Here is a 24,783-nt window from a genome sequence, read left to right as displayed (position 1 = left end):
GGCTTAGCTCTTCTGCGCAGCCGTCACGACGATTTCAATGCGGTACTTCGGGTTGGCCAGTGCGGACTCAACCGTAGCGCGCGGCGGCGAGTTCTTGGACTCGGCGGCGACCCACTGGTCCCACACCTTGTTCATCTCGCCAATCTCGGTGATGTCTTTCAGGAAGATCTGGCACATCAGGATGCGCGTCTTGTCGCTGCCGTTGGCGGCGAGCACGCGGTCGATGATGGCGAGCACCTCGGCCGTCTGCTCAGCGATGCCGGCATCCAGCGTGGTCTCAGGCACCTGGCCGGCCACGTAGACGACACCGTTGTAGACGGCCGCGTCGGAATAGCGATGTTCGACGTTGTAACGCTTCAGTTCAGTGCTCATGTTGCAAATTGAATTGGGTCAAACAAGCGGTCATTGACCGAGGAAGAACTTGCGGGCGATCGCCACCTGGTCCGGTTGGACGAAGGTCGGCGCGTGGCCCACGTCGGGAATCTCCACCGTGTTCACATGCTGGCCGCGTTGCATCATGGCCTCGACGGTCTCGCGCGTGAGCAGATCGGACTGCGCGCCGCGCACGATGAGCACCTCGCCGGGAATGGCCTCGAAGAGCTTCCACAGCGCGGCTTCCCCCGCTGCGATCAACTCGGGCGTGGCGCTCTTGAATGGTTCGGCCAGGCGCGGATCATAGTGCAGGATCCACTCGCCACCCTGCGGCTTGAGAATGGCGGTATTCAGCTCGCGCCATTGCTCCGGCGTATGCGGCCCGAACGATGCGCTGATCGTCTTGAGATATGCAAGCCCTTCGTCGAAGGTCTTGAAGCGGACGTTCAAGCCCAGGTACGCGCCAATACGCGTCAAGGACGACTCCGTCACGCGCGGCCCCACATCGTTGAGCAGCAGCTTGCGGATCGGTGATTTCTGCAGGCCCGCCAGGCTCATGCCAATCAGCCCGCCCATCGAGGTTCCAAACCAGTCGACCGACTCCACGTTCAGGCGCGCCAGCAACGTGACCATGTCGGCCACATATTGCGGAATCACGTAGCCCTTCGGATCGAGCAGCCAATCGGAGCGTCCACGGCCGACCACATCGGGGCAGATGACGCGGTAGTCGTTGCACAACGCCTGCGCCACCACGTCGAAGTCGCGGCCGGTACGCGAGAGGCCGTGCACGCAAACCAGCACACGCGGATTCTGCGGATCGCCCCACTCGTGATAGGCCATCCGATGCAGGCCGGACGGGCTCAGGCACTGCACGAAAGCGAGGCGCGGCGAAACAGGCATGAAGACTCCTACACGTAAACAGCGGGAGAAAGCGAAGCCTGATTGTACGCTGGCCCAGGCGGGATGCGGCGATGCAGCAGGCGAAGCCATTCTCAAGCTGTCGTTGTCAGGCAAGCGGTTCGTCAACCATTGCGATCCCGAAATCCGCCGCCTATACTGGCCGTTAAAGCGACCGATCGGTCTTTTTAGTGGGATGCACATGACCAGCAAGGGCGAACGCACCCGCAACCAAGTGATTGCGTTGACGGCAGATCTGATGAACGAGCAGGGTTGGCTCGGTGTACCGATCTCGCAGGTCATGGCCGTCAGCGGATTGCAGAAAGGCGGACTGTATCGGCACTTCGAAAGCCGGGAGGCGCTGGCGTATGCCGCGTTCGACCACGCCGTAGCGCGCGTGCGCGATCGCCTGATTGACAGCCTGACGGGCTGCGAGACTGCGACTGAGCAACTACTCGCCCTGATCCACGCCTATCAACCGGAAGACGGGCCCGTGCCACTGCCTGGTGGCTGCCCGATCATGAATGTCGCCATCGAATCCGACCACGCTCATCCGGGCCTGCGCGAACGCGCTGTGGATGCCATGTCCCGGTGGCGGAGCCTGATAGAACAGATCGTGCTGGACGGCATGCGCCGCAGCGAGCTCCGAAAGGACATCGATCCGGCGAACGTCAGCGCCGTCCTCATCGGCGGACTGGAAGGCGGCGTCATGTTGAGCCATCTCTACGACGATCCCGAACCGCTGCAGGCCGCGATCCGGCACCTGCATCATTACGTCGAGCACGATTTGCGCCGACACGCCCCGGAGGACGGAACACCATGATCTACCGCGCGATTGTTGAATGGAAACTGCGGCGCGCTTTCGCCGCGCTCAATGACGGTGACTGCACCGCCGTGCTTGCCGCGTTTGCTAACCAGGTGGAACACACGTTCTATGGGGAGCACGCACTAGGCGGCACACGACATGCACCCGACAGCCTGCGCCAGTGGTACACACGGCTGCTGAAGCTCCTGCCCGATCTGCATTTCGATGTGGATTCCGTCGTCGTGCGTGGTTGGCCGTGGGACACCATCGCGGTGGTCGAGTGGCGCGACCGGTTTTCACTGCGTGATGGACAGCGCTGCAGCAACCAGGGAGTACACGTGCTGAGGCTGCGCTGGGGCCGCGTGGTGTCGCTGCGCATTCATTGCGACACGCAGAAGCTGCTAGGCATTCTGCAAACGCTGCAGGATCAAGGTGTGACCGAAGCCGGAATGGCGCCAATCGCCGACCCGGCACAGGTAGCGCATGCATGATCGCCACGAAAGAAAAAGCCCCGCAACTGCGGGGCTTTTTTCTCTGATGTGTACGCGAGTTACTGCGCCACCCAGCCGCCGTCCATGTTCCACGCCACGCCGCGCACCTGCGAGGCCGCGTCGCTGCACAGGAACACCGCCAGCGCGCCGAGCTGATCGGGCGTGACGAATTCACCGGAAGGCTGCTTTTCCATCAGCAGATCCTTCTTGGCTTCCAGCGCGGACAGACCATCCTTCTCGGCACGCGCATCGATCTGTTTCTGCACCAGCGGTGTCAGCACCCAGCCCGGGCAGATCGCGTTGGACGTGATGCCCGTCTGCGCCGTCTCCAGCGCCACCGACTTGGTAAAGCCGACAATGCCGTGCTTGGCTGCCACATACGCCGACTTCTGTGCCGACGCCACCAGACCATGCGCCGAGGCGATGTTGATGATGCGGCCCCAGTTCTTGCGCTTCATGCCCGGCACGGCCAGGCGTGTGGTGTGGAATGCAGACGTCAGGTTGATGGCGATGATGGCGTCCCAACGCTCGGTCGGGAAGTCTTCCACGTTGGCCACGTACTGGATGCCAGCGTTATTGACGAGGATGTCCACGCCGCCGAACTCAGCGTCGGCATAGGCAAACATGCCTTCGATCTCGGCCGCCTTACTCATGTCAGCGCCGTGATAGCCGATGCGGATGGCGTTCTTGCCCGCCGCCGCAATCTGGGCCTTGGGCGCGTCCACATCGCCAAAGCCATTCATGATGATGTTGGCACCCTGCGCGGCCAGCGAGCAGGCAATGCCCAGACCGATCCCGCTGGTCGAGCCCGTGACGAGGGCGGTTTTTCCTTGCAGCATCGTGGTCTCCGGGTTAGATCAGGGTGACGCCAGTCTTGGACTGGATCTCTTCACGCGAGACGCCCGGCGCGGTTTCGACCAGCTTCAGGCCCTGCTCGGTCACGTCCATCACGCCCAGGTCGGTAATGATGCGGTCGACCACGCCCACGCCCGTCAGCGGCAGCGTGCACTTGGGCAGGAGCTTCAGGTCTTCAGTGCCGTCCTTCTTCTTGGCGGTGTGCTCCATCAGCACGATCACGCGCTTGACGCCGGCCACCAGATCCATCGCGCCGCCCATGCCCTTGACCATCTTGCCGGGGATCATCCAGTTGGCCAGGTCACCCTTCTCGCTCACCTGCATCGCGCCGAGAATCGACAGGTTGATCTTGCCGCCGCGGATCATCGCGAAGCTCTGGTCGCTGCCGAAGATGGCGCTGCCGGGCAGCGTGGTCACAGTTTGCTTGCCGGCGTTGATGAGGTCGGCATCCACTTCGTCTTCCGTGGGGAACGGGCCGATGCCGAGCATGCCGTTCTCGCTCTGCAGCCAGACCTCCTTGTCGCCGGTGTGGTTGGCCACCAGCGTCGGGATGCCGATACCGAGGTTGACGTAGAAACCGTCTTGCAATTCCTGGGCAGCACGCGCCGCCATTTGGTCTTGAGTCCAGGCCATGTCGGTCTCCTTAGTTGGCTGCGCGGATGGTGCGCTTTTCGATGCGCTTCTCGGGTGTCGCGTTCAGCACGATGCGCTGTACGTAGATGCCGGGCAGGTGGATATCGTCCGGTGCAAGCTCGCCCACTTCAACGATCTCTTCCACTTCGACGATGCAGATCTTGCCGGCGGTCGCTGCAGCCGGGTTGAAGTTGCGTGCCGTCAGGTTGAATCGCAGGTTGCCGGACTTGTCTGCCACTTGCGCCTTGACCAGCGACACATCGGGCACCAGCGAGCGTTCCATGACATACGTTTCGCCGTCGAACTCACGCAGCTCCTTGCCTTCGGCCACCAGCGTGCCGACGCCGGTCTTGGTGAAGAACGCCGGGATGCCGGCGCCGCCAGCGCGCAGCTTCTCTGCCAGCGTGCCCTGCGGGGTGAATTCCAGCTCGAGTTCGCCGGCCAGGTACTGGCGCTCGAACTCCTTGTTCTCGCCCACGTAGGACGAAATCATTTTCTTGATCTGGCGGGTTTCCAGCAGCAGCCCCAGGCCGAAACCATCAACGCCGGCGTTGTTGGAGATGCAAGTGAGATTCTTGACGCCCGAATCGCGCAGCGCGGCAATCAGCGCCTCCGGAATGCCGCACAGGCCGAAGCCGCCCACGGCGATGGTCTGGCCGTCTTTGACGACGCCCGCGAGCGCCTCGCTGGCGCTGGCGAAGATTTTGTTCATGCGTGCTCCTTCCTTGGTGGTCCAACGAATCCGGCAGGATTTTGACCGATCACACAGTTGGGGTTTGTGCGATGCAGCGCCGGAAAATAGTAACGATACAATCTGGCGAGAATACGCAAGCGTCACGCAACGCAGCAATACGTACGACTACATAAGGCTTAATCCCATGCCCGCACTCGATTATCAGACCGCGTTCCAGCTCGCCCCGGTCGGCATGGCGATGTCACGCGAGCGCGTGATGCTCGACGTCAACGACGAAGCCGCACGCATCTTCGGCCACGCGCGCGCCGCGATGATCGGGCAATCGTTTGAGTTGCTCTATCCGACACACGATGAATACGAGCGCACCGGCGCACGCATCATCCCCGTCATGAACGCACGCGGCAGCTACTCGGACGAGCGCATCATGAAGCGCGCAAACGGTGAGCTGTTCTGGTGCCATGTCACGGGCCGCGCGCTGGACCGCACCAAGCCGCTCGGTGATGGCATCTGGACGTTCGAGGATCTGTCAGCGCACAGGCCAGTCACGGCGGCACTCACGCCACGCGAGCGCGACATCGCCGCACAACTGGTCGAAGGCAAGACCAGCAAGCAGATCGGCAAGCAGTTGGAGATCAGCCCGCGCACGGTGGAAATTTACCGCGCGCGGCTGATGAAGAAGTACGCCGCCGGCACCTCGCTGGAGCTGGTGCAGCGGCTGATGGGGCACTGAGCCCCCAAGGGCTAAACCCTTTAGACCATCCCGTCGTCAGCGTTGATGACTGCGCCGTTGATGAAATCCGATTGATCCGATGCCAGCAGCAGGATCAGCCCATCCAGGTCTTCCGGCTTGCCCACGCGCTTGCGCGGCAGCATCTGCACAAGCCTCTGGCCGGCTTCGGTTTCCCAGTGGTGGTGGTTGATCTCGGTGTCGATGTAGCCCGGGCAAATGGCATTCGTATTGATGCCCAGACGCCCCCACTCCAGCGCCATGGCCTTGGTCATATGCACCACGGCGGCCTTGCTCATGCAGTAGACGCCGATTTGCGACAGCACCTTCAGCCCCGCCACCGACGCGATGTTGATGATGCGCGACTGCGGCAACGGCGAGCCGTTCTTTTCCGCCCCCTTGGCCCGCGCAATCATGCGCTTGGCCGTTTCCTGCGCCACGAAGAAGGCACCACGCGTGTTGGTGTCAAAGACGAAATCGAAGTCGTCCGGCGTCACGTCCACCATACGCTGCGTGGTCGACACACCCGAATTGTTGACCAGAATGTCGATGGTGCCCGCCTCGGTTTCGGCATGGGCGATCGCGGCACGGATGCTGTCCGGGTCCGTCACATCCAGGCGCACGACGTGAGCGCTGCCGCCCTTCGATTCGATGTCGGCGCGCAGCTCCTTCAAGCGTTCGACGCGGCGCGAGGCCAGCACGACCTTGGCACCGGCAGCCGCCAGCGTATGCGCGAAACGCGCCCCCAGGCCACTGGATGCGCCGGTGATCAGCGCAACCTTGCCTTCCAGATTGATCGACAGACCCATGATGCGTGATCCCCGTATGTTGGTTTCGCGTGTGGTTTGGCATACGCGAGGCCCGCTGCAGGCGGTCTCGGCATGTGAAGTCGGCGCAGCTTAGCAAAAAATCGAACGATCGTTCAGAAATTTCACTTGCCGCATGCGGGCGTGTCCCCGACAATGCGGGAAATTCTAATGCAGCAATCCGCCATACCAATAAGCAAACGCCCTACAAGCGACGAGACATCTATGAACCAGCAGCAGCTCCTCGAACAGTACGGTCCCCGAGAGTCCATGGAGTACGACGTTGTGATCGTCGGCGGCGGCCCCGCTGGCCTGGCGACGGCGATCCGGATCAAGCAACGCGCCGCCGAGACCGGCAAGGACGTGTCCGTCGTCGTACTGGAAAAGGGTTCCGAGCCAGGCGCGCACATTCTCTCGGGCGCCGTGATGGACCCGCGTGCCATCACCGAACTGCTGCCCAACTGGAAGGCCGACGGCGCCCCGCTCAGCCAGCCCGTGACTGGTGACGATGTGCTCTTCCTGAGCGAAACCGGCTCGAAGCGTACACCCGACTGGCTGGTGCCGCGCAACTTCCACAACCACGGCTGCTACGTCATCTCGCTGTCGAACGTGGTCAAGTGGATGGCCACGCAGGCCGAAGCGCTGGGCGTGGAAATCTTCCCGGGCTTTGCTGCAGCGGAAGTGCTGTACGACGACAAGGGTGCCGTGCGCGGTGTCGCCACGGGCAACATGGGGATCGGCAAGGATGGTGAGCCGACTGAGAACTTCCAGCTCGGCATGGAGCTGCTGGGCAAGTACACCATCTTCGCGGAAGGCGCGCGTGGTCACCTGGGCCGCCAGCTGCTGGATAAGTACAAGCTGAACGCCGGCAAGGACCCGCAAACCTTCGCCATCGGCATCAAGGAACTGTGGGAAATCGACCCGGCCAAGGCCAAGCCCGGCCTGGTGGTCCACACCGCAGGCTGGCCAATGGAAGACGACACCTTCGGCGGCGGCTTCCTGTACCACTTGGAAGACAACAAGGTCACGCTCGGCTTCGTGATCGGCCTGGACTACAAGAACCCGTGGATGAGCCCGTTCGAAGAAATGCAGCGCTGGAAGGCCCACCCGGCCATCCGCGCGCATATCGAAGGCGGCAAGCGCATCGGCTACGGTGCCCGCGCGATCAACAACGGTACGCCGCAGGCGCTGCCGAAGACGGTATTCCCGGGTGGTGCGCTGGTCGGCTGCGACGCCGGCTACCTGAATGCTGCGCGCATCAAGGGCAGCCACGCCGCCATCAAGAGCGGCATGATGTGCGGCGAAGCCGTATTCGACGCCGTGACGGCTGGCCGCTCCGCAGACGAGCTGTCCGCCTACCCCGCCGCTTTCGAGCAGAGCTGGTTGAAGGAAGAGCTGGACCAGTCGCGCAACTTCAAGCTGTGGTTCAAGAAGAGCCCGACGCTGGGCAAGATCATGACCGGCATCGAGCAATGGCTGCTGCCCAAGATTGGCGTCAACAACCCGCCTTGGACGCTGCACGGCACGAAGTCGGATAACCAATCGCTCAAGCCTGCAGCGGAGTGCGTGAAGATCGAATATCCAAAGCCGGACGGCAAGCTGACGTTCGATCGCCTCTCGTCGGTGTTCATCTCGAACACCAACCACGAAGAGAACCAGCCCGCCCACCTGACGCTGAAGGATCCGACCGTTCCGACACGCATCAACCTGACGCAATTTGCGGGCCCCGAGCAGCGCTACTGCCCGGCCGGCGTGTACGAGTTCGTCAAGAACGACGAAGGCAAGGAGCGCCTGCAGATCAACGCGCAGAACTGCGTGCACTGCAAGACCTGCGACATCAAGGACCCGACGCAGAACATCGTGTGGGTTACGCCGGAAGGCGGCGGCGGTCCGAACTACGTCGGCATGTAAGCTGGCGAGCGCCCAACAAAAAAGACGGCTTGAAGCCGTCTTTTTTGTTGCCTGCGTGAAACGTATTACGACGCTTTCGCCGGAATGGCCGGTGTCTCCACCGACACATCGCCGCATTGCGCGCGATGGCGCAGCGCATGGTCGATCAGCACCAGCGCCAGCAATGCCTCGGCGATCGGCGTCGCGCGGATGCCCACGCAGGGGTCATGACGGCCGAACGTTTCCACCACAGCCGGATCCCCCGCCTTGTCGATCGAGCGGCGCGGCGTGCGGATGCTCGACGTCGGCTTGATCGCCAGGGATACGGAGATGTCCTGGCCAGTCGAAATGCCGCCCAGAATGCCGCCCGCGTTGTTACCGACGAAGCCTTCCGGTGTCAGCTCATCACCGTGCTCCGAGCCACGCTGGGCGACTGCGTGGAAGCCAGCGCCAATCTCGACGCCCTTCACCGCGTTCAGGCCCATCATCGCGTGGGCGATGTCGGCGTCCAGGCGATCGAACAGCGGCTCGCCCCACCCGACCGGCACGCCGGTCGCCACCACCTCGATGCGCGCACCGACGGAATCGCCGTCCTTGCGCAGCGCATCCATATAGGTTTCGAGCTCGGGCACGATCTCCGCATTCGGCGCAAAGAACGGGTTGTTTGGCACCTCGTTCCAGTCCATGAACGGAATCTGGATATCGCCCAATTGCGACATGAAACCGTGGATTTCCACGCCAAACTTCTCGCGCAGCCACTTCTTGGCGACCGCGCCTGCAGCCACCGTGGGTGCCGTCAGCCGTGCCGAAGAACGGCCGCCACCACGCGGGTCGCGGACACCGTACTTGTGCCAGTAGGTGTAATCGGCGTGGCCAGGGCGGAAGGTCTCGACGATGTTGCTGTAGTCCTTGCTGCGCTGGTCGGTGTTACGGATCAGCAGGCAGATGGGCGTGCCGGTGGTCTTGCCCTCGTACACGCCGGAAAGAATCTCGACGAGGTCTTCTTCCTTACGTTGCGTGACGTGGCGCGACGTACCGGGCTTGCGACGGTCCAGATCGGGCTGGATGTCTTCGGCCGACAGCGTCATGCCCGGCGGGCAGCCGTCAATGACAGCGCCGATGGCCGGGCCATGCGACTCGCCGAAGGTGGTGACGGAAAACAGCAGGCCCAGGGTATTGCCAGACATGATCGTGCTCGCGATTGTGCGCAGAAATGTGCCGCCAAAGCGGCGGCACGGGACATCAGGAAACCACTATTGTAAAGCCGCGCATTGGCGACCGACGATCAGCCGCCGATGCCAAGCAGTTCCACCTCGAAGTTCAGCGTGGAATTGGGCGGAATCGTGCCGGGCACGCCGCGCTCGCCGTAAGCCGTCGCCGCCGGGCAGGTCAGCTTGGCCTTGCCGCCCACCTGCATCTTCTGCACGCCTTCGGTCCAGCACGGAATCACGCGGTTCAGCGGGAACGAGATCGGCTGGCCGCGCTTGTAGGAGCTGTCGAACTCTTTGCCGTCGGTCAACGTGCCGCGGTAGTGCACCTTGACCGTATCGCTGGCCTTGGGCGACGGGCCGGTGCCCTTGGTCAGGGTCTGGACGATCACACCGGAGGGCAAGGTTTCGCTGGCGGGCGATGCGGCTTGCACGCTAACAGCAACCAGGGCAAGCGACGAAGCGCACAGCAGCAGGGAAGCGAGTTTCATGGCAGATAACGGGAGAGTTGGGGGATAGGAAAAAACGAGGCCGGTTGCGGGCCAACCGGCAGTGTATCGAATTCCGATGGGGCGCCAACCGTTAGAGCCACTCGCCGCGCAGCGCCAGCACGGCAGCCTGAAGCCCTTCCGGCGACACCGCCTGCGCCGGCACCGGCGTACCAATACACAACTCCAGCTTGTTGAGGAAACCGCGCCGGAACGGCCGCGTCATTGCCGCGCCGCCGTGGCGCGAGAAGAAGCTGCCCCACAGGCCACGCAGCGCCATCGGCACCACCGGCACCGGCGTGCGTTCAACAATGCGACGTACGCCTTCCTTGAACGGGTTCATCTCGCCCGTGGCCGTGATCTTGCCCTCGGGGAAGATGCAGACCACCTCACCCTCCGCCAGCGCCTCGGCAATGCTGTCGTAAGCGCGCTTGAGCATCTCGGGGTCTTCATGCATCGGCGCAATGGGAATCGCCTTGACCGTGCGAAAGAACCACGACAGCACCGGCACCTTGAAGATGCGGTGGTCCATCACAAAGCGCACCGGTCGGCGTACGAAGGCGCCCACCACCACGGCATCGACAAAGCTCACGTGGTTGCAGACCAGCAGGCACGGACCCTCGTCGGGAATGCGCTCCGAACCCTCCACCTTCACACGGTAGACGGTATGGATCAGCAGCCACATCACGAAGCGGATCAGGAACTCCGGCACCAGCGTGTAGATGTAGATCGCCACCACGGCATTGAGGATGCCGGTGACCAGGAACAACTGCGGGATCGTGAAGCCGGCGTGCGTAAGCACCATCGCCAGCACGGCCGAGGCGATCATGAACAGTGCATTGAGGATGTTGTTGGCCGCGATGATGCGGGCACGGTGCGTCGGCTCGCAGCGGCTCTGAATCAACGCATACAGCGGCACGCTGTAGAAGCCGCCGAACATCGCCAGCAGGAACAGATCCGCCAGCACGCGCCAGTGGCGGTGGTTCTGCAGGAAGCCGGAAATGCCTGTCAGCACATCGTGCGCGACCAGCGCTTCGGCATGCGAGGCAAAATACAGGTCCACCGCAAACACGGTCATGCCAATCGAGCCGAACGGCACCAAGCCGATCTCCACCGTGCGCCCCGAGAGCTTCTCGCACAGCACCGACCCCAGCCCGATACCGACCGAGAACACCGCCAGCAGCAGGGTCACCACGTTCTGGTCACCACCGAGCACATTACGTGCAAAGGCAAAGAACGACGTCAGGAACGTCGCCCCCACAAACCACAGCCACGAGATGCCCATCAGGCTCAGGAACACGGCGCGCTGGTTGCTGGCCAGCTTCAGATTGCGCCACGTCTCGGAGATTGGGTTCCAGTTGATGCGCAGATCCGGCTGCGAGGCCGGCGACACCGGCACGCCGCGCGCTGTCAGCCAGCCGCTCACGGCAATGACCAGGCAGGCAATCCCCGTGAGCGTGGGACCAATGAGTTCGCCATTGCGCGTGTAGTTGGCCAACTCCCCGCCGCCGATCGTACCGATCAGGATGGCGACGAAGGTGCCCATTTCCACCAGCCCGTTGCCGCCCACCAGCTCGGACGACTGCAGATGCTGCGGCAGATACGCGTACTTCACGGGCCCGAACAGCGTTGAATGCACGCCCATCAGAAAGGTGCACAGATACAGCAGTTCGACATGGCGCAGCGCAAAGCCCGTGCAACCGATCGCCATGATGGCGATTTCCAGCGTCTTGACCAGACGGATCAGCCGGGCCTTGTCCATGCGATCGGCAATCTGCCCGCTGGTGGCCGACAGCAATACGAAAGGCGCGATGAAGATCGCCGAGATCAGGAACGCCGCCGATGCTGGGTCCGTATTGCCAAACAGCGCCGCGTGGTACGTGACCAGCGAGGAAAACGCCACCTTGAACACGTTGTCGTTCATGGCACCCAGGAACTGGGTCCAGAAGAACGGCGCGAAACGGCGCTGCTTGAGCAGGGAAAACTGGCTCGATTGGCTCATCGACTGGGGCGATCCTGGTTCAAATCGGGTTCAACAAAAAACCCGCTCGCAACGGCGGGCGGGTTTCGGGTGTGCAGTGAAGACGGCGTGCAGATCAGTCTTCGTTGGCCTTTTCTTCCGGCCAATCGCGAATGTACGCCTTGAGCATCTTGTTCTCGAAGTTCTGCTCTTCAAACACCGCCTTGGCGACGTCGTAGAACGAGATCACACCCATCAGCGTGCGGTTGTCGAGTACCGGCAGATAGCGTGCATGGCGCTCCAGCATCATGCGGCGCACTTCATTGACGTCGGTTTCCAGCGTGCAGGTGAGCGGGTGGTCATCCATCACCTTGCGGATGGTGGTGCCCTCGCCCACCGTGCCGTGGCCCTTGGCCAGGACCTTGATGATTTCGCGGAAGGTCAGCATGCCGACCAGCTCGCCGTACTCCATCACCACGAGCGAGCCGATGTCGTACTCCGCCATTGTCTGCACCGCCACCTGGAGCTTGGTTTCCGGGGCCACGGTGTAGAGCGTGTTGCCCTTCACGTGAAGGATGTCGCTGACTTTCATATTGCGTCTCCCAGGGTATTGGGGTGCCAGTCTGCCGGGGGGCGACCGCGCGCGGGTTGTCGTTATGGTTGTGTTTCGATCCTAGCCCAAATCCAAGGGCGTCGACAAGCACATGCACAAAAAATGCGGCAGAAAAAACCTGTCAAAAACCGCGCCCGCTCGGCGTTTGCCCGGGATGCACTGCAACAGGGAGCAGTGCTAGCATGCGCCGTCTCGACCCTCATTCGGTGCTTGAATCCATGTCCAAAGCCCGCTTCGACACGCTGGCCCTGCATGCCGGTGCCGCGCCCGACCCGGCCACGGGTGCGCGCGCTACGCCCATCCATCTCACCACGTCCTTCGTGTTTCGCGATAGCGAACACGCCGCCTCATTGTTCAACATGGAGCGCGCGGGTCACGTTTACTCGCGCATTTCCAACCCGACCGTCGCCGTGTTCGAAGAACGCATGGCGGCGCTTGAGAACGGTGTCGGTGCCATCGCCACGGCCTCTGGCCAGGCGGCGCTGCACCTGGCCATCGTCACGCTGATGGGCGCGGGCTCGCATATCGTCGCCTCGTCGGCGCTGTATGGCGGCTCGCACAACCTGCTGCATTACACGCTGCGCCGCTTCGGCATCGAGACGACCTTCGTCAAGCCCGGCGACATCGACGGCTGGCGCGCGGCCATCCGTCCGAACACGCGCCTGCTGTTTGGCGAGACGCTCGGCAACCCGGGGCTGGATGTGCTCGACATCCCGACCATTGCATCGATTGCGCATGATGCGGGCGTGCCGCTGCTGGTCGACTCGACCTTCACCACGCCGTGGCTGCTGCAGCCGTTCGCGCACGGGGCAGACCTGGTCTACCACTCGGCGACCAAGTTCCTGGGCGGGCACGGCACGACCATCGGTGGTGTGCTGATCGACGGCGGCACCTTCGACTACGTGGCAGCGGGCAAACACCCAGAGCTGACCGAGCCCTATGCGGGCTTCCACGACATGGTGTTTGCCGAGGAAAGCACCGTCGCCCCTTTCCTGTTGCGCGCCCGCCGCGAGGGCCTGCGTGACTTCGGCGCCTGCATGAATCCGATGGCGGCGTGGCAGTTGCTGCAAGGCATCGAAACGCTGCCGCTGCGCATGGCTCGCCACGTAGAGAACACCCGCCGCATCACCACCTTCCTGGCGAGCCATCCGATGGTGGCGTCGGTGGCCTACCCTGAACTGGAATCGCACCCCGACCACGCGTTGGCCAAGCGCTTGCTACCGCATGGCGCTGGCGCCGTGTTCAGCTTCGACCTGCGCGGTGATCGGCGTGCCGGCCAGCAATTCATTGAATCGCTCGGCCTGTTCTCGCACCTGGCCAACGTGGGCGACGCGCGCTCGCTGGTGATTCACCCGGCATCGACCACGCACTTCCGCATGGACGCCGATGCACTGACCGCTGCCGGCATCAGCGAAGGCACGATCCGCCTGTCGATTGGCCTGGAAGACGCCGACGACCTGATCGACGATCTGAAGCGCGGCCTGAAAGCCGCCGAGCGCGCGATGTCGGCCGCGCCTGGCAAAGCCGCATCCAACGCAACCGGAGCCCGCTGATGGAATGGACCGTACAAGGCGAACGCGCTTACGCCTACACCGGTGGCAAGCCGTTCAATCCGGCGCTGCCGTGCGTGGTGTTCGTGCATGGCGCGCAGAACGATCATTCGGTCTGGGGGCTGCAGACCCGCTGGTTTGCGCACCACGGTTTCAGTGTGCTGGCGGTTGATCTGCCCGCACACGGCCGCAGCGGTGGTGCGCCCCTGCAAACCGTGGAGGCCATGGCCGACTGGGTAATGGCGCTCGTCCAAGCCGCGGGTGTCACGCAACCGGTGATGGTGGTCGGGCACAGCATGGGCTCGCTGATCGCGCTGGAGTGCGCCTCGCGATACGCAAGTCGCGTGCGCCGCATTGCGTTGGTGGCCACCGCCCGGCCGATGAAGGTGTCGGATGCGCTGCTTGACGCGGCGCTCAACAACACCGCCAGTGCGATCGACATGGTGAACGTCTGGTCGCATTCCAGCCTGGCCAACAAGCCGTCGGCACCTGGCCCTGGCTTCTGGATGCACGGCGGCAGCCAGCGGCTGATGGAACGCGTGGCGCGCGGCACCGAGGCCCCCGTCTTCCACACGGATTTTTCGGCGTGCAATGGCTATACGCGCGGTGCCGAGGCCATGGCTGCAGTGAAGTGCCCATCACTCGTCATCGTTGGTGAGAAAGACCAGATGACGCCGGCCAAAGCAGGCCGTCAGGTGGCTGCCGGGTTGGCTGGCAGCCGCATGGTGGGTCTGCCTTGCGGGCACGCGGTCATGGGAGAATGTCCGGACGGCACGCTCGATGCGCTGATCGCCTTTGCGCGCGAACGCGAGCCGGCCACCGCCGCCGCGTAACTGCGCCCCGTCAGGATTCAGGAGACGCACCATGGCCACCACCGAGCACCCCACCTTCAGCAGCTTCGCCGAGTTCTATCCGTTCTATCTGGGCGAGCACCAGGACCGCACCTGCCGGCGCCTGCATTTTGCGGGTTCGAGCATCGCCCTGGTGTGCCTGATCCTGCTGATCTTCACGGGTAACTTGTGGTGGCTGCTCGGTGCGGCGGTCAGCGGCTATGCGTTTGCGTGGGTCGGGCACTTCGGCTTTGAAAAGAACCGGCCCGCCACCTTTCGTCACCCGATCTACAGCCTGATGGGCGACTGGGTGATGTATCGCGATATCTGGACGGGAAAGATCCCGTTCTGAGTGGTCAGGCGCGAGCTGCAGCCGGCACCGTCGACATCGGCGCTGGGGCAGCAGCCTGGCTGGCGGCTGCTATACCGCGCTCACCAGTGGCGAACACACTCTCCAGCGTGCTGTCGAGCGCGGGATTATGCAATTGAGCGGCCAGTGCCTGGGTATCGCCCAGAAGCCGCGCCAGCGACGTGCGCGGCAGGCGAGGCAGGTTCAGCACCAGCTTTTCATAGAGCGGACGCAACGTGGTCGTATGGGCGTCGCACAGCAGCGCCCAATGTGCTTCGCTGCGATCCTGCTGCAGCTTGCCGACCAGGTGCAGCGCCTTGAGCTTGGCCAGCAGGTCAGCCAGATATTCCGCCTCCAATTGCAGACGCCGTCCGATCTCGAGTTCAGCCACCGTGCGCGGCGCCTGTTCGCGTGCGCGGTACAGCAACAGCAGAACCCCCAGCGCATCGAAGAACTCGCTGCCCGGAAACGTGCGCCGCTGCCAGTAGCCTTGGCGGATGATCGGCAACGTTGATGCAATGGTCGCGCCCAGCAGGGTGACCAGCCAGCTCACATAGATCCACGTCAGGAAAATCGGCAGCGTCGCAAACGCGCCATACACCGCGGTGTACGTGGGAATGTGCGCCACGTAGGAACCAAAGATGCGCTTGGCGACTTCAAACGCCACGGCGGCAATGAGCCCCGCAAGAAACGCGTCACGCCGCGCCACATAGGTGTTCGGCACAAAGACATAAAGCATCGCAAACGCAATCGCCGACAGCAGGATCGGCACCACACCCACGATCACGCCGAGGCCGAACGGCAGCTTGTGCACATAGCCCGCTGAAATTGACACCATGTACGAGCTGACCGACAGGCTCGCACCGATCAGCACCGGGCCGAACGTCACCAATGCCCAGAACACGAGCACACGCTGCGCCAACGGCCGGCGTTGGCGCACGCGCCAGATGGCATTGAGCGCGTTCTCGACCGTCAGCATGGTCATGACCGACGTCACCACCAAGCCGATCAGGCCCGCAGCCGTCAGCCCCTTGGCGTTGGTGGAGAACTGGTTCAGATACGTGAGGATCGGCCGACTGATATTGCCAGGCACGAGGTTGCTGAACATGTAGCCTTCGATGTCCGCACGAAAGCTCTTGAACATCGGAAACGCCGTGAACAGCGCAAACGCCACCGTCAGGATCGGCACCACCGAAAGCACCGTCGTAAACGTCAGGCTGCCGGCCACCTGCGGCAAGCTGTCTTCGCCCGCCCGGCGCAGCGCATAACGCGACAGCGCACGCAGCTTGGCGGCATTCCATTGACGAAGCGCACGGAGATCAAAAAGCATGAAGAATGAAGCGGCGCAAGGCCAATGAGGGAGATTGGGGGGCGCAACTATAATACCGCGACGCTCTCAACGCTTTGTTATGAAAGATATCCTGGTCCTGTACTACAGCCGTCATGGCAGCACCCGCGCGTTGGCCGAAGCCATCGCGCAAGGCATTGAAAGCGTGGACGGCGCCCAGGCGCGCGTGCGCACCGTGCCCGCCGTCTCCACCGTGTGTGAAGCCACGCAGCCTGACGTGCCCGATGGCGGCCCGCCCTATGTGGAAGTGCGCGATCTGGAGGAATGCGTCGGGTTGGCACTGGGCTCGCCCACGCGCTTCGGTAACATGGCCGCCCCGCTCAAGTACTTTCTGGACGGCACCACACCGCAATGGCTGTCGGGCGCGCTGGCCGGCAAACCCGCCTGCGTATTCACCTCCACGGGCAGCATGCATGGCGGGCAGGAAACCACCCTGCTCTCGATGATGCTGCCGCTGCTGCACCATGGCATGGTCGTACTTGGCCTGCCCTATCAACAGAGCGAACTGCTTTCCACCGATGCCGGCGGCACACCCTATGGGCCATCACATGTCGCGCATCGAGGTGACACCGCACCGCTGACCGCCCACGAGCGCACGCTCGCCACCGCAATGGGCCGCCGGCTTGCCCAGACCGCCCTGAAGCTCGCAGCATGACGCTCGCCGATCAACCTGTTGTCGAATCCCGGGCACTGCATGTGCTGAGTGTCTGCAGCCTGATCGCGCTGATCGTGCTGTGTGCCGCGTGGGAACTGTGGCTCGCGCCAGTGCGCCCGGGTGGTTCGTGGCTCGCGCTCAAGGCGTTGCTGCTGGCCTGGCCGCTGCCTGGCGTGCTGCGCAAGAACCGCTACACGATGCAATGGGCGTCGATGTTCATCCTGCTGTTATTCACCGAGGGCATCGTGCGTGCAACGTCGGATGCCGGCCTGTCGCGATCGCTGGCGTGGGTGGAGGTTGTGCTCAGCGTGACGTTCTTCTTCGCGACGATTTTCTATCTGCGCCCGTTCAAGCGTGCGGCCAAAGCACGCGCCAAAGAGAGCACCTGACCTGCCATGACCCACGATGCGTTTCTGCAAGCCTGCGTTGACGCCATCGGCGCCGCGTATGTCCTGACAGCGCCGGAAGACCAGGCACCCTATCTGACCGATTGGCGCAAGCGTTTCACTGGCCGCGCTCGTGCGGTGCTGCGTCCGGCCGATGCTTTGCAGGTGGCTGCGCTGGTGCGGCTGTGTGGTGAGCATGCGGTGCCGATGGTCCCGCAAGGCGGCAACACCGGCCTGTGCGGTGGCGCCACGCCTGACATGGAAGGCAACGCGGTCGTCATCTCGGTGCAGCGCATGCAGCGGGTACGTGCGGTGGACCCGATCAACAACACCATCACCGTGGATGCCGGCTGCATTCTGGCCAACGTGCAGCAGGCCGCAGCCGCGGCCGATCGCCTGTTCCCGCTGAGCCTGGCCGCCGAGGGCAGTTGCACCATCGGCGGCAACCTGGCGACCAACGCGGGCGGCACGGCCGTCCTGCGCTACGGCAACGCGCGCGAACTGTGCCTCGGCATAGAAGCCGTGCTGCCAAACGGCGAGCTATGGAACGGCCTGCGCGGCCTGCGCAAGGACAACACCGGCTACGACCTGCGCGATCTGCTGATCGGCGCGGAAGGCACGCTCGGCATCATCACCGGGGCGACGCTGAAGCTGTTTCCGCAGCCGCGCGCCAAGGTGACGGCGCTGGCGGCACTGCAATCGCCGCGTCAGGCGCTGGCATTCCTGTCGCTGGCACAAAGCCATGCGGGCACGCTGCTGACGGGCTTTGAGTTGATGTCGGCGTTCTGTCTGGAGTTGGTGCGCAAGCACTATCCGCAACTGCGCGTGCCCTTTGCACAGGCGTATCCGCAGTACGTGCTGCTGGAACTGTCCGACTTGGAGAGCGAAGAACACGCCCGTGCGCTGTTCGAGGCGCTGATGGAAGACGCGCTGGCCCGCGGCGTGATCGACGATGCGGCGGTGGCGGAATCGGTGGCGCAATCGCGCGACTTCTGGAACCTGCGCGAGCACATCCCGCTGGCGCAGGCCGATGAAGGCAAGAACATCAAGCACGACATTGGCGTGCCCATCTCGCGCATCGCAGACTTCATCGACGTGACCGACCGCGCGCTGGCGGCGGCCTACCCCGACATCCGCATGGTGACCTTTGGCCACCTTGGCGACGGCAACCTGCACTACAACGTGTCGCCGCCCGAAGGGCATGAGCATGACGCTTTCCTGGCGCATCAGGACGGCATCAACCGCATCGTGCATGACAGCGTGCATGCACATGGCGGCTCGATCTCGGCCGAGCACGGCATCGGCCAGCTCAAGCGAGAAGACAACGCGCGCTACAAGAGCCCGGTCGAACTGGCAGCCATGCGCGCGATCAAGCAGGCACTGGACCCGCGCGGCCTGATGAATCCGGGAAAGGTGTTGTAAACCGCGTCGGTGTTAGCCGAGCAGCTTGAACGTGTAGTTTGCCGCGGCAAAGAGAATCGTCGCCGCCAGCAGCCACAGCAGCAGGCGCGGCACGCCGCTGGGCGGCAGGCGATGGCCTGCGGCGTTGGAACGGTCGCCAATGCGCCCACTCTGGGCGTTGCGGACATACGTGGACCGCGACGCCCCTGCCGGGCGTCGTGCGTGACGTGTACTCATTCTTCGTTTCCTCCCTGCCCCATGGCTGACGCCTCGCCTGGCTCCCTGTTGCCGGCGAAACACAGCAGCTTCCCAAGGCTGCCCAAACAAGACTCCCGTTTTCCCGTCTGGTCGGAACCGAAAAAGACATCCGTCACGCCCTTTTGGCGTGTGTAGGCACAGCGTTCCGCGTCATTGCGCGGAATTTCGAGTTGAATCGTTACTTGTTATGGCACTACCCGACGCCACGAAATGTATCAAAGAATCCCCCTAATGGGGGGTATGTATTTTAGGTATCACCATTTGGATGATGCGTGGGAACGACGCTTGCGGACTGATTGGGGTCAAACCGACCTCATTGCACTGTCACGGAGCCATCCATGCCTTCCGCCCAGCCCAAGTTGAGCTTGCGCGCGCACATTACGCCGCCGACACCGCACGAGCCTCCGCCGCATCCACCACCCGAGATGCCGCCGCCGGACGAGCCGTCCCACGATCCCGTTCATGACCCGGAACCGCTGACACCACCGATCGAGCTGCCTCCGGGCGAAGTACCGCCGGAAATCCCGCCCCAGCGCTAGCGCGCCGCGGTTTTTGGCATCCGCCATCTGTTAGAATCGCGGCCTCCCAGGCATCCGGAGGCCGTTCGTCGCTAACCTGCCTGGGCAGCGCACACATCTGCCCATAGCTCAGTTGGATAGAGCATCGGCCTTCTAAGCCGACGGTCGGGGGTTCGAATCCCTCTGGGCAGGCCAAACACTGCAACTCTTCATGGGTTAGCACCTGCAAACAATTCCGCACCGATATTCAGACATGTAACCGCCTTGTAAGCGGATTTCATCAATGATGTTCGGCGCCCCGCTTCGCTGACACCCGTACCGACGGCACAGATAAAAGCCGGATAGACGGCTCGGGGCCATCGCCGCCTCGCTGCGGGGGGCGAACATCGCGACGCATTTGTCGCAACAGTACGTTTACCAACTGGTCGTGGCGCTCATCGCTGCGTTGCGTGTTGCGATATGAAATCTCGTCTTGGAAAGCGTACAGCGCCCTCAGCACTGAGGGTGGTGCAACAAGCGTCAGCGTATTAACGGCGTCTGCATAGCGCGCTTGCGCGTCAGCAGTAATCGCCTTGCCTTGCACCATTCCCCACAGCGCGGCGACGTACTGTCGATAGTGCTCCAACTTCGCCTTTCGCCAACCCGCCAATGTTGCTCATGCTGAGAAGTTGAGCAACTTGCGCAAGTTGAGCGGGTCGTGGTGATGAAGCTGCCATGGCGGCGGTAGGGCTTAGTAGTCTTTGAGAATTTTGTATCTTATTTGCTGGTTATCAGCAGAAAGAATGGCAATAGTGAAATTCTGGAAACGAACCGTATTCGATTGCGAAAGGTCGTATTTCACACTTTGATAAAAGGCCTGAGCAGCGTAACCGCCCCTGAATTCCCGATAGTTAAGCTCAACCGTTGATCCAGAAATCCCAGAATAAATTAGTTCTTTTCGATAGTAGTCCGCCGATACTTCTTCCGTATTCTTCCATCCATCGGCAGAATTCAGAATCCCGACCCACACACGCTGATTGGTAACGTGCCCATTCTGGTCGACAAGCATGGCATTTCCGGTTGCTGCGGTCACCTCTTGACCGACCGCGTACGATTTGAAATAGCGCTGTTCAACCACCGTGGAAGCGCATGCGCTCAATAGCACAGCACTGGCAACAGTGATCCATTTCTCCCCGCCCATATAGCCCCCCCCAATAGTCTCCTGCTTTGCAAGCTTCGGTTTTGGAAGATGAGAGCGCCATCCGTCAGAAGAATTAGCTTCGGCCTAGCCGATTGTTAGCGGCTCCACCTTTGGTTTAGACAGCGACTTCCCGCTAACACGGGGCTTCTTCACCAAGTCGGCAAACGGGTTCTTGTTCTCGTCCGTCTGGGCTTTCGACACTCGGGAGCGGCCTTAAGGGCGCCGGCCAAGCCGGCGCCTTCGCTCCGGCCACCAGCGCAGGCTCGTCTTTCGGCAACGCACTCCTGCCTGGGTTGCCACTCACGATTTTCAGCGCCGTGCGCGTTGGCTTGCGTCGGCGCATGGTCGAACCCCCGGTTTCGGCACGCTTTTAAGTAATTGATTTTTAACACTTATTTTTGCGACCAAAAAAATCGAGGCTAACGCGCGGTCGTCTGCGTTGAGGGCGTAGAGATTGTATGCCCCCCTTAGGAGCCGCCCATGGCAGACGTGGGGGCACCCTAGCGCCGCCATCCAATGTGATTCTACGGCGGCGCACGGCCTTCATGGTCGGTTGAATTGCTACGGCGACTTTTCTGCATCGGTATCGACGGCGGCAGCCTTTTGCCCCTCAGTCAGCCTGTTCAATATTTCGACCAACTGCCCCAATACCGCCTTTTGATTGTCGACAAGCTGTTCTTGCATGTTCCGCTGCTGCGCAACCAATTCGGCGTCGACTGGCCAAGCCTTTACTTCCATCGGAAGCGATTTTTTGCCCAGCAAGATATCGAGCGTAAGGCTTCGCATAGCCTGCTGCTCAAGCTCGACCGTGCCGTGCGCTTCCGGAGAGTAGCTGCCCGCCTTCAATTGGCCGCGGTCGAACTTAAAGTTGGTAGCCGTCGCAAGCCGGTCAAGGAGGTTCGTAAACAGCTCATCGCCCCTCCCGTTCCAATCACGCTGCTCTGCCTCATTTTGAGGGCGGCGTTCGATAGGAAGGCTTAGGTGCGCGTGGTAGTCATGCCATGCATCAAGCACCGCTTGGGCACGTGCCCCGCGAATGACGAAACCAAGAATGCGCCGCCCGTAAAACGCTAAGTCGATGGAATTGAGCGCTCTGACATGCTCGATGGACAAGCGCGCTTGCCGCGTCGCCATGAGGGTTGTGAAAAGCCATGTGCGGCGATTGCTAGCATCCCGCGCACGCTCCACCCATTTCTGGGCTTGAACCGCGAGCACCGGCCCAAGCAAAGTTGACCCAACCATTAGCCATTCATTCAACCCCATCGGCATTTTTGTGCCCCTCGTTTTGCGCACGCGAGGAAGTCTATCAGGCAGTGACCCATCGAGCCCTTAGAAGTAAATCCGCTTCAAACCGTCCCGCATCCACACTTCGGTATAGGTATAGGCGATGGCCTTCTTGACCGGCGGCGCTGCTTTCGGTTTTCATGCGGACACGCTCATCCGACGAGCTTCCTCTAGCCGATATTTACCCGGCCAAGACGCAGGAGGAACTTAGAAACGCCGTCGCGCAGGTCAGGCGGCTAAGAGAAAGCGCGCTTACCTATGTTTGCGCCGTCATTGACAAGCGCCCGGAACAGGATTCGCTACGAGCGAAAGTGTTTGAGGACAATCCCGGATTCAGCAAGCAAACCTATGATTTAGCGTTTAACGACGCTTTTTTCACGATGCGTTAGCTTGCCGTATCAAGCTAAATTTTCCCCGCGTCCCGCATCCGCTGCCTTACCGCCTCTAGCTCGTCGGCCTGTTTTTCTAAGTCCGCTGCGTACAAGCCCCTACTGTGCTCCGGCATGCCCTCCAGGGTGATACCGAATGCCGCCAAACATGCCGCCAGCCCCGGCAGTAACGCCCTATGCTCGGCATAGTCTGGCCCGTAGAGAGACAGCATCCGTTCTGCATGTGGACTATAGTGCTACGGCCCCAATCAGGCTTGATGCCCCATTTGCGCGAAGCCATGCAAAATCACTACGATGCTCTTTGATGCGCGCGGGAGCAACGTTGCACCCCTCGATTTCGAACGCCGCAATCACTTCCCAGTGGCATAGGTTGTTGCATTGGATGTGCTCGCCCTGATTGCAAGCGTCCTTGCGGCTTGCCCACACCAAGTCAATGTTCTTTTTCCTCGGTCGGCTCTTCGCCTCCGGTATCAGCAGGCGAAACTCGGGGATAGCCGCAAACCCTCGCCCTACTCCTACGGCGATTAGCGCCGCATAGAGGTCGTTCTTTGTTTTGGCTAGTGGAGCCGGTATTTGAATGGTCATAGTCTTGGGCAGGCTATCGCACACACAAATATCCGACAAGCTGGGTAGAGGGTTCTGAGGTCAAAGGAATGGCTGCTCTTGGTCGGTAGAGTATTGTGGACGCCCCCTGGCTTCTCCCAACAGCAGGCGTTCAAGTGTCCGACCGCCGCACTCGTGAGGCTGCCGTGGTCCACGACGATGTCGACCGCCTCTTTCGTGAAGTCATCAACGATAGTCAGACACTTCAGGCGGCGCCCACTGGATAGTGCGCCCATCACGAAATCAATCGACCAGACCTCGTTCGGCGCGGCTGGCACAGTCAGTGGCTCGCGCTCGACCATCACGCCGTGACGTCGCCGCCGGCGCCGCACAGCCAAGCCAGCCTCGCGTTTGTGATTCGCATGAATGCCCTCGCGCTCCAGCAGCACCTGCAATCGCCGGTAACTCAAAACGCTTGCAACCCTCAGCCTTGTGCAAGCAAGGCTAGCTTCACGAGATCAACGATCCGACTACAGTGCATCTTTCTTTTCAGATTGGAGATCTGCGATCGCACCGTGTGCTCCGAAACACCGTTCTGAATGGCAAGCTCTGAAGGCGCAAGCCCTCCGACGAGCCCTGCCAACACCCTCGCCTCTGCCTTGGTGACGTTGAACGTTGCGATCAGATTGTCAGCATCTGCTTCACTCAATACGCTGTTGCGACGCATCCGAACAAACACCAATGGCTCGTTAGAAAGCCGGATGCGCGAATCCGCCACAGCGAAATCCAAGCTCAACGCCTCGCCCCAGGTCAATGAAACCGTGACTCTGGACCGTTGCCCGCTCTGCAAGGTCGCCGCGACTGCCTTCGACAAGTTGCTCAGGACAGCGGGATTCTGATGCCACAGCTTGCCCTGTTTGATGCTGAGGCCGCGAGGATTGTCCAATAGCGATTTCGCGAGACCAGAAGGGTGCAGAACAATGCCCGAACTCGTTAGAAGAAACGTAGCCTCATCCAATGCAGCGAAGGCGTCTTCCACCAGCTTGAGATTGTTGGCCATCGATTGACCTCGCCGCCCGAGTGCGGCCATGAAAGAGCGGAAATAGGTACCGACTGTTCCTTGCGATAGCGTTTCCCCGGCGCCGTCCTGAACGGACGATCGCTGAAAGCTGATTCCTGTTCGACGTTCAGCGCTCCGTTCGAGCAGCAAGGTCACAATTTGCTCGTTGCGATGCTTGTGGAGGAAATCCGTATAGAACTCGGTACGTCGAAGCTGCGTTCGTGGAAACAACTCGTTGCTATCCAGCCATGTGCCAGCAGCAAAATTAATGGAGGCACTCGATATGAAATCAAGTTTGTGGAAGTACGTCGCATATTCCGTAACCTGAACATCAGAAACATTCACATAGTTCAGATTCAGTAGATTGCCACGACCATCCATCATGATGAGCGATCCGCCATCTGCGCCAATCAGATCACGCGCCGTAGAAAGGATGTCTTCCCATGGCGGAGTCTCATCAGAAATCTGCTCGACGGCCTCCATGGCGCGTCGAAAGTACACCGCTGACGACACGATTCCCTCCCCGACTACCTCTTCTAGCGCGTAGCTTTGACGGGGCACACAAGCCCTGTCTGCCTTGCTTCGTCCGACCC

At 61.8% G+C, this 24,783-nt stretch carries 25 protein-coding genes, 1 tRNA gene and 1 pseudogene; 11 read left to right on the top strand and 16 right to left on the bottom strand.

The window, feature by feature from the left end; genetic code table 11:
• Positions 1–3 precede the first annotated feature (3 nt).
• Together V6657_RS07460 and V6657_RS07455 are read right to left on the bottom strand one after the other, a co-directional pair.
• Positions 4–372 carry a RidA family protein gene (locus V6657_RS07460; protein ID WP_021194683.1) on the bottom strand — a complete coding sequence of 123 codons (369 nt, stop codon included), beginning with the start codon at positions 370–372 and terminating at the stop codon, positions 4–6.
• Between the two features lie 30 nt (positions 373–402).
• Positions 403–1,272: an alpha/beta hydrolase gene (locus tag V6657_RS07455; RefSeq protein ID WP_048932560.1), complete on the bottom strand. Its 870-nt coding sequence runs from the start codon at positions 1,270–1,272 to the stop codon at positions 403–405.
• On the opposite strand from V6657_RS07455, the gene V6657_RS07450 reads away from it, so the two are divergent.
• Together V6657_RS07450 and V6657_RS07445 are read left to right on the top strand one after the other, a co-directional pair.
• Entirely contained in the window at positions 1,271–2,092 is an 822-nt protein-coding gene (locus tag V6657_RS07450; RefSeq protein ID WP_049677337.1) for a TetR/AcrR family transcriptional regulator, read from the top strand. The two genes, V6657_RS07455 and V6657_RS07450, sit on opposite strands and share 2 nt — an antisense overlap.
• Entirely contained in the window at positions 2,089–2,565 is a 477-nt protein-coding gene (locus tag V6657_RS07445; protein ID WP_248694687.1) for a nuclear transport factor 2 family protein, read from the top strand. Before V6657_RS07450 ends, V6657_RS07445 begins: the two co-directional genes overlap by 4 nt.
• A 59-nt stretch (positions 2,566–2,624) precedes the next feature.
• Here V6657_RS07445 and V6657_RS07440 read toward each other — a convergent pair whose 3' ends face one another.
• The 3 genes from V6657_RS07440 to V6657_RS07430 are packed head-to-tail and all read right to left on the bottom strand — an operon-like array spanning position 2,625 to position 4,765.
• A complete protein-coding gene (locus V6657_RS07440) occupies positions 2,625–3,404 on the bottom strand; it encodes a 3-hydroxybutyrate dehydrogenase (protein ID WP_048932562.1) in 780 nt (259 codons plus the stop codon).
• 13 nt (positions 3,405–3,417) lie between these two features.
• Positions 3,418–4,053: a 3-oxoacid CoA-transferase subunit B gene (locus tag V6657_RS07435; protein ID WP_048932563.1), complete on the bottom strand. Its 636-nt coding sequence runs from the start codon at positions 4,051–4,053 to the stop codon at positions 3,418–3,420.
• Between the two features lie 10 nt (positions 4,054–4,063).
• On the bottom strand, positions 4,064–4,765 hold the full coding sequence (locus tag V6657_RS07430) for a CoA transferase subunit A (protein ID WP_021194687.1): 702 nt from the start codon (positions 4,763–4,765) through the stop codon (positions 4,064–4,066).
• 166 nt (positions 4,766–4,931) lie between these two features.
• On the opposite strand from V6657_RS07430, the gene V6657_RS07425 reads away from it, so the two are divergent.
• On the top strand, positions 4,932–5,477 hold the full coding sequence (locus V6657_RS07425; RefSeq protein WP_048932564.1) for a LuxR C-terminal-related transcriptional regulator: 546 nt from the start codon (positions 4,932–4,934) through the stop codon (positions 5,475–5,477).
• A 20-nt stretch (positions 5,478–5,497) separates the two neighbouring features.
• On the opposite strand, the gene V6657_RS07420 is transcribed toward V6657_RS07425, so the two are convergent.
• Positions 5,498–6,283, bottom strand: coding sequence for an SDR family oxidoreductase (locus V6657_RS07420; RefSeq protein ID WP_048932565.1), 786 nt, complete (start codon positions 6,281–6,283; stop codon positions 5,498–5,500).
• Between the two features lie 222 nt (positions 6,284–6,505).
• Here V6657_RS07420 and V6657_RS07415 point away from each other — a divergent pair, with 222 nt between their 5' ends.
• On the top strand, positions 6,506–8,191 hold the full coding sequence (locus V6657_RS07415) for an electron transfer flavoprotein-ubiquinone oxidoreductase (RefSeq protein WP_048932566.1): 1,686 nt from the start codon (positions 6,506–6,508) through the stop codon (positions 8,189–8,191).
• Positions 8,192–8,256: 65 nt separating this feature from the next.
• Here the strand turns inward: V6657_RS07415 and aroC are convergent, their stop codons facing one another.
• The 4 genes from aroC to V6657_RS07395 all read right to left on the bottom strand — a co-directional run bounded on the left by aroC (position 8,257) and on the right by V6657_RS07395 (position 12,418).
• Positions 8,257–9,357 carry a chorismate synthase gene (gene aroC, locus V6657_RS07410; RefSeq protein WP_048932567.1) on the bottom strand — a complete coding sequence of 367 codons (1,101 nt, stop codon included), beginning with the start codon at positions 9,355–9,357 and terminating at the stop codon, positions 8,257–8,259.
• A gap of 98 nt (positions 9,358–9,455) precedes the next feature.
• Positions 9,456–9,869 (bottom strand): FKBP-type peptidyl-prolyl cis-trans isomerase, encoded by a 414-nt coding sequence (locus V6657_RS07405; protein WP_021194692.1) that lies wholly within the window; start codon positions 9,867–9,869, stop codon positions 9,456–9,458.
• A gap of 91 nt (positions 9,870–9,960) precedes the next feature.
• Positions 9,961–11,868 carry an MFS transporter gene (locus tag V6657_RS07400; protein ID WP_048932568.1) on the bottom strand — a complete coding sequence of 636 codons (1,908 nt, stop codon included), beginning with the start codon at positions 11,866–11,868 and terminating at the stop codon, positions 9,961–9,963.
• Between the two features lie 94 nt (positions 11,869–11,962).
• A complete protein-coding gene (locus tag V6657_RS07395) occupies positions 11,963–12,418 on the bottom strand; it encodes a CBS domain-containing protein (RefSeq protein WP_048932569.1) in 456 nt (151 codons plus the stop codon).
• A 239-nt stretch (positions 12,419–12,657) separates the two neighbouring features.
• Here V6657_RS07395 and V6657_RS07390 point away from each other — a divergent pair, with 239 nt between their 5' ends.
• The 3 genes from V6657_RS07390 to V6657_RS07380 are packed head-to-tail and all read left to right on the top strand — an operon-like array spanning position 12,658 to position 15,171.
• Entirely contained in the window at positions 12,658–13,992 is a 1,335-nt protein-coding gene (locus V6657_RS07390; protein WP_048932570.1) for an O-acetylhomoserine aminocarboxypropyltransferase, read from the top strand.
• Positions 13,992–14,822, top strand: coding sequence for an alpha/beta hydrolase (locus tag V6657_RS07385; protein WP_048932571.1), 831 nt, complete (start codon positions 13,992–13,994; stop codon positions 14,820–14,822). Before V6657_RS07390 ends, V6657_RS07385 begins: the two co-directional genes overlap by 1 nt.
• Positions 14,823–14,853: 31 nt before the next feature.
• On the top strand, positions 14,854–15,171 hold the full coding sequence (locus V6657_RS07380; protein ID WP_048932572.1) for an Mpo1-like protein: 318 nt from the start codon (positions 14,854–14,856) through the stop codon (positions 15,169–15,171).
• Positions 15,172–15,175: 4 nt separating this feature from the next.
• On the opposite strand, the gene V6657_RS07375 is transcribed toward V6657_RS07380, so the two are convergent.
• Positions 15,176–16,498: a YihY family inner membrane protein gene (locus tag V6657_RS07375; protein ID WP_048932573.1), complete on the bottom strand. Its 1,323-nt coding sequence runs from the start codon at positions 16,496–16,498 to the stop codon at positions 15,176–15,178.
• A gap of 79 nt (positions 16,499–16,577) precedes the next feature.
• Here V6657_RS07375 and wrbA point away from each other — a divergent pair, with 79 nt between their 5' ends.
• From wrbA to V6657_RS07360, 3 genes are read left to right on the top strand one after another with little or no spacing between them, the layout of a single operon-like run.
• Positions 16,578–17,171: an NAD(P)H:quinone oxidoreductase gene (gene wrbA / locus V6657_RS07370; RefSeq protein WP_021194699.1), complete on the top strand. Its 594-nt coding sequence runs from the start codon at positions 16,578–16,580 to the stop codon at positions 17,169–17,171.
• Positions 17,168–17,560 carry a DUF2069 domain-containing protein gene (locus tag V6657_RS07365; protein ID WP_048932574.1) on the top strand — a complete coding sequence of 131 codons (393 nt, stop codon included), beginning with the start codon at positions 17,168–17,170 and terminating at the stop codon, positions 17,558–17,560. The genes wrbA and V6657_RS07365 overlap by 4 nt, the downstream gene beginning before the upstream one ends.
• Before the next feature lie 6 nt (positions 17,561–17,566).
• On the top strand, positions 17,567–18,979 hold the full coding sequence (locus V6657_RS07360) for an FAD-binding oxidoreductase (RefSeq protein WP_048932575.1): 1,413 nt from the start codon (positions 17,567–17,569) through the stop codon (positions 18,977–18,979).
• A 12-nt stretch (positions 18,980–18,991) separates the two neighbouring features.
• On the opposite strand, the gene V6657_RS07355 is transcribed toward V6657_RS07360, so the two are convergent.
• Positions 18,992–19,195, bottom strand: coding sequence for a hypothetical protein (locus tag V6657_RS07355; protein ID WP_048932576.1), 204 nt, complete (start codon positions 19,193–19,195; stop codon positions 18,992–18,994).
• Positions 19,196–19,852: 657 nt separating this feature from the next.
• On the opposite strand from V6657_RS07355, the gene V6657_RS07350 reads away from it, so the two are divergent.
• A tRNA-Arg gene (locus tag V6657_RS07350) sits at positions 19,853–19,929 on the top strand.
• A 535-nt stretch (positions 19,930–20,464) separates the two neighbouring features.
• Here the strand turns inward: V6657_RS07350 and V6657_RS07345 are convergent.
• The 4 genes and pseudogenes from V6657_RS07345 to V6657_RS07330 all read right to left on the bottom strand — a co-directional run bounded on the left by V6657_RS07345 (position 20,465) and on the right by V6657_RS07330 (position 24,673).
• Positions 20,465–20,914 carry a hypothetical protein gene (locus V6657_RS07345; protein ID WP_048932577.1) on the bottom strand — a complete coding sequence of 150 codons (450 nt, stop codon included), beginning with the start codon at positions 20,912–20,914 and terminating at the stop codon, positions 20,465–20,467.
• Between the two features lie 561 nt (positions 20,915–21,475).
• Complete coding sequence (locus V6657_RS07340; RefSeq protein WP_248694686.1) at positions 21,476–22,183, bottom strand: DUF6680 family protein; 708 nt, start codon at positions 22,181–22,183, stop codon at positions 21,476–21,478.
• 1,159 nt (positions 22,184–23,342) lie between these two features.
• A pseudogene (locus V6657_RS07335) lies at positions 23,343–23,594 on the bottom strand (IS3 family transposase); the annotation flags it as partial.
• Between the two features lie 20 nt (positions 23,595–23,614).
• Positions 23,615–24,673 (bottom strand): helix-turn-helix transcriptional regulator, encoded by a 1,059-nt coding sequence (locus tag V6657_RS07330; protein WP_248694685.1) that lies wholly within the window; start codon positions 24,671–24,673, stop codon positions 23,615–23,617.
• Positions 24,674–24,783: the final 110 nt, after the last annotated feature.

The sequence above is a fragment of the Ralstonia sp. RRA genome (assembly GCF_037023145.1).
GTDB lineage: Bacteria > Pseudomonadota > Gammaproteobacteria > Burkholderiales > Burkholderiaceae > Ralstonia.
Note: the sequence above shows the minus strand (reverse complement) of the source record. Positions and strands in the feature narration are given on the sequence as shown.

Excerpts from the sequence above, each read along its gene's own strand:
- V6657_RS07390 (WP_048932570.1), top strand. The coding sequence starts at position 12,658 with ATGTCCAAAGCCCGCTTCGACACGCTGGCCCTGCATGCCGGTGCCGCG.
- V6657_RS07375 (WP_048932573.1), bottom strand. The coding sequence starts at position 16,498 with ATGCTTTTTGATCTCCGTGCGCTTCGTCAATGGAATGCCGCCAAGCTG.
- V6657_RS07440 (WP_048932562.1), bottom strand. The coding sequence starts at position 3,404 with ATGCTGCAAGGAAAAACCGCCCTCGTCACGGGCTCGACCAGCGGGATC.
- V6657_RS07330 (WP_248694685.1), bottom strand. The coding sequence starts at position 24,673 with ATGGAGGCCGTCGAGCAGATTTCTGATGAGACTCCGCCATGGGAAGAC.
- V6657_RS07345 (WP_048932577.1), bottom strand. The coding sequence starts at position 20,914 with ATGGGCGGGGAGAAATGGATCACTGTTGCCAGTGCTGTGCTATTGAGC.
- V6657_RS07455 (WP_048932560.1), bottom strand. The coding sequence starts at position 1,272 with ATGCCTGTTTCGCCGCGCCTCGCTTTCGTGCAGTGCCTGAGCCCGTCC.
- V6657_RS07340 (WP_248694686.1), bottom strand. The coding sequence starts at position 22,183 with ATGCCGATGGGGTTGAATGAATGGCTAATGGTTGGGTCAACTTTGCTT.
- V6657_RS07365 (WP_048932574.1), top strand. The coding sequence starts at position 17,168 with ATGACGCTCGCCGATCAACCTGTTGTCGAATCCCGGGCACTGCATGTG.
- V6657_RS07400 (WP_048932568.1), bottom strand. The coding sequence starts at position 11,868 with ATGAGCCAATCGAGCCAGTTTTCCCTGCTCAAGCAGCGCCGTTTCGCG.
- V6657_RS07425 (WP_048932564.1), top strand. The coding sequence starts at position 4,932 with ATGCCCGCACTCGATTATCAGACCGCGTTCCAGCTCGCCCCGGTCGGC.
- V6657_RS07445 (WP_248694687.1), top strand. The coding sequence starts at position 2,089 with ATGATCTACCGCGCGATTGTTGAATGGAAACTGCGGCGCGCTTTCGCC.
- V6657_RS07415 (WP_048932566.1), top strand. The coding sequence starts at position 6,506 with ATGAACCAGCAGCAGCTCCTCGAACAGTACGGTCCCCGAGAGTCCATG.
- V6657_RS07395 (WP_048932569.1), bottom strand. The coding sequence starts at position 12,418 with ATGAAAGTCAGCGACATCCTTCACGTGAAGGGCAACACGCTCTACACC.
- V6657_RS07355 (WP_048932576.1), bottom strand. The coding sequence starts at position 19,195 with ATGAGTACACGTCACGCACGACGCCCGGCAGGGGCGTCGCGGTCCACG.
- V6657_RS07430 (WP_021194687.1), bottom strand. The coding sequence starts at position 4,765 with ATGAACAAAATCTTCGCCAGCGCCAGCGAGGCGCTCGCGGGCGTCGTC.
- V6657_RS07380 (WP_048932572.1), top strand. The coding sequence starts at position 14,854 with ATGGCCACCACCGAGCACCCCACCTTCAGCAGCTTCGCCGAGTTCTAT.
- V6657_RS07385 (WP_048932571.1), top strand. The coding sequence starts at position 13,992 with ATGGAATGGACCGTACAAGGCGAACGCGCTTACGCCTACACCGGTGGC.
- wrbA (WP_021194699.1), top strand. The coding sequence starts at position 16,578 with ATGAAAGATATCCTGGTCCTGTACTACAGCCGTCATGGCAGCACCCGC.
- V6657_RS07405 (WP_021194692.1), bottom strand. The coding sequence starts at position 9,869 with ATGAAACTCGCTTCCCTGCTGCTGTGCGCTTCGTCGCTTGCCCTGGTT.
- V6657_RS07450 (WP_049677337.1), top strand. The coding sequence starts at position 1,271 with ATGAAGACTCCTACACGTAAACAGCGGGAGAAAGCGAAGCCTGATTGT.
- aroC (WP_048932567.1), bottom strand. The coding sequence starts at position 9,357 with ATGTCTGGCAATACCCTGGGCCTGCTGTTTTCCGTCACCACCTTCGGC.
- V6657_RS07435 (WP_048932563.1), bottom strand. The coding sequence starts at position 4,053 with ATGGCCTGGACTCAAGACCAAATGGCGGCGCGTGCTGCCCAGGAATTG.
- V6657_RS07360 (WP_048932575.1), top strand. The coding sequence starts at position 17,567 with ATGACCCACGATGCGTTTCTGCAAGCCTGCGTTGACGCCATCGGCGCC.
- V6657_RS07460 (WP_021194683.1), bottom strand. The coding sequence starts at position 372 with ATGAGCACTGAACTGAAGCGTTACAACGTCGAACATCGCTATTCCGAC.
- V6657_RS07420 (WP_048932565.1), bottom strand. The coding sequence starts at position 6,283 with ATGGGTCTGTCGATCAATCTGGAAGGCAAGGTTGCGCTGATCACCGGC.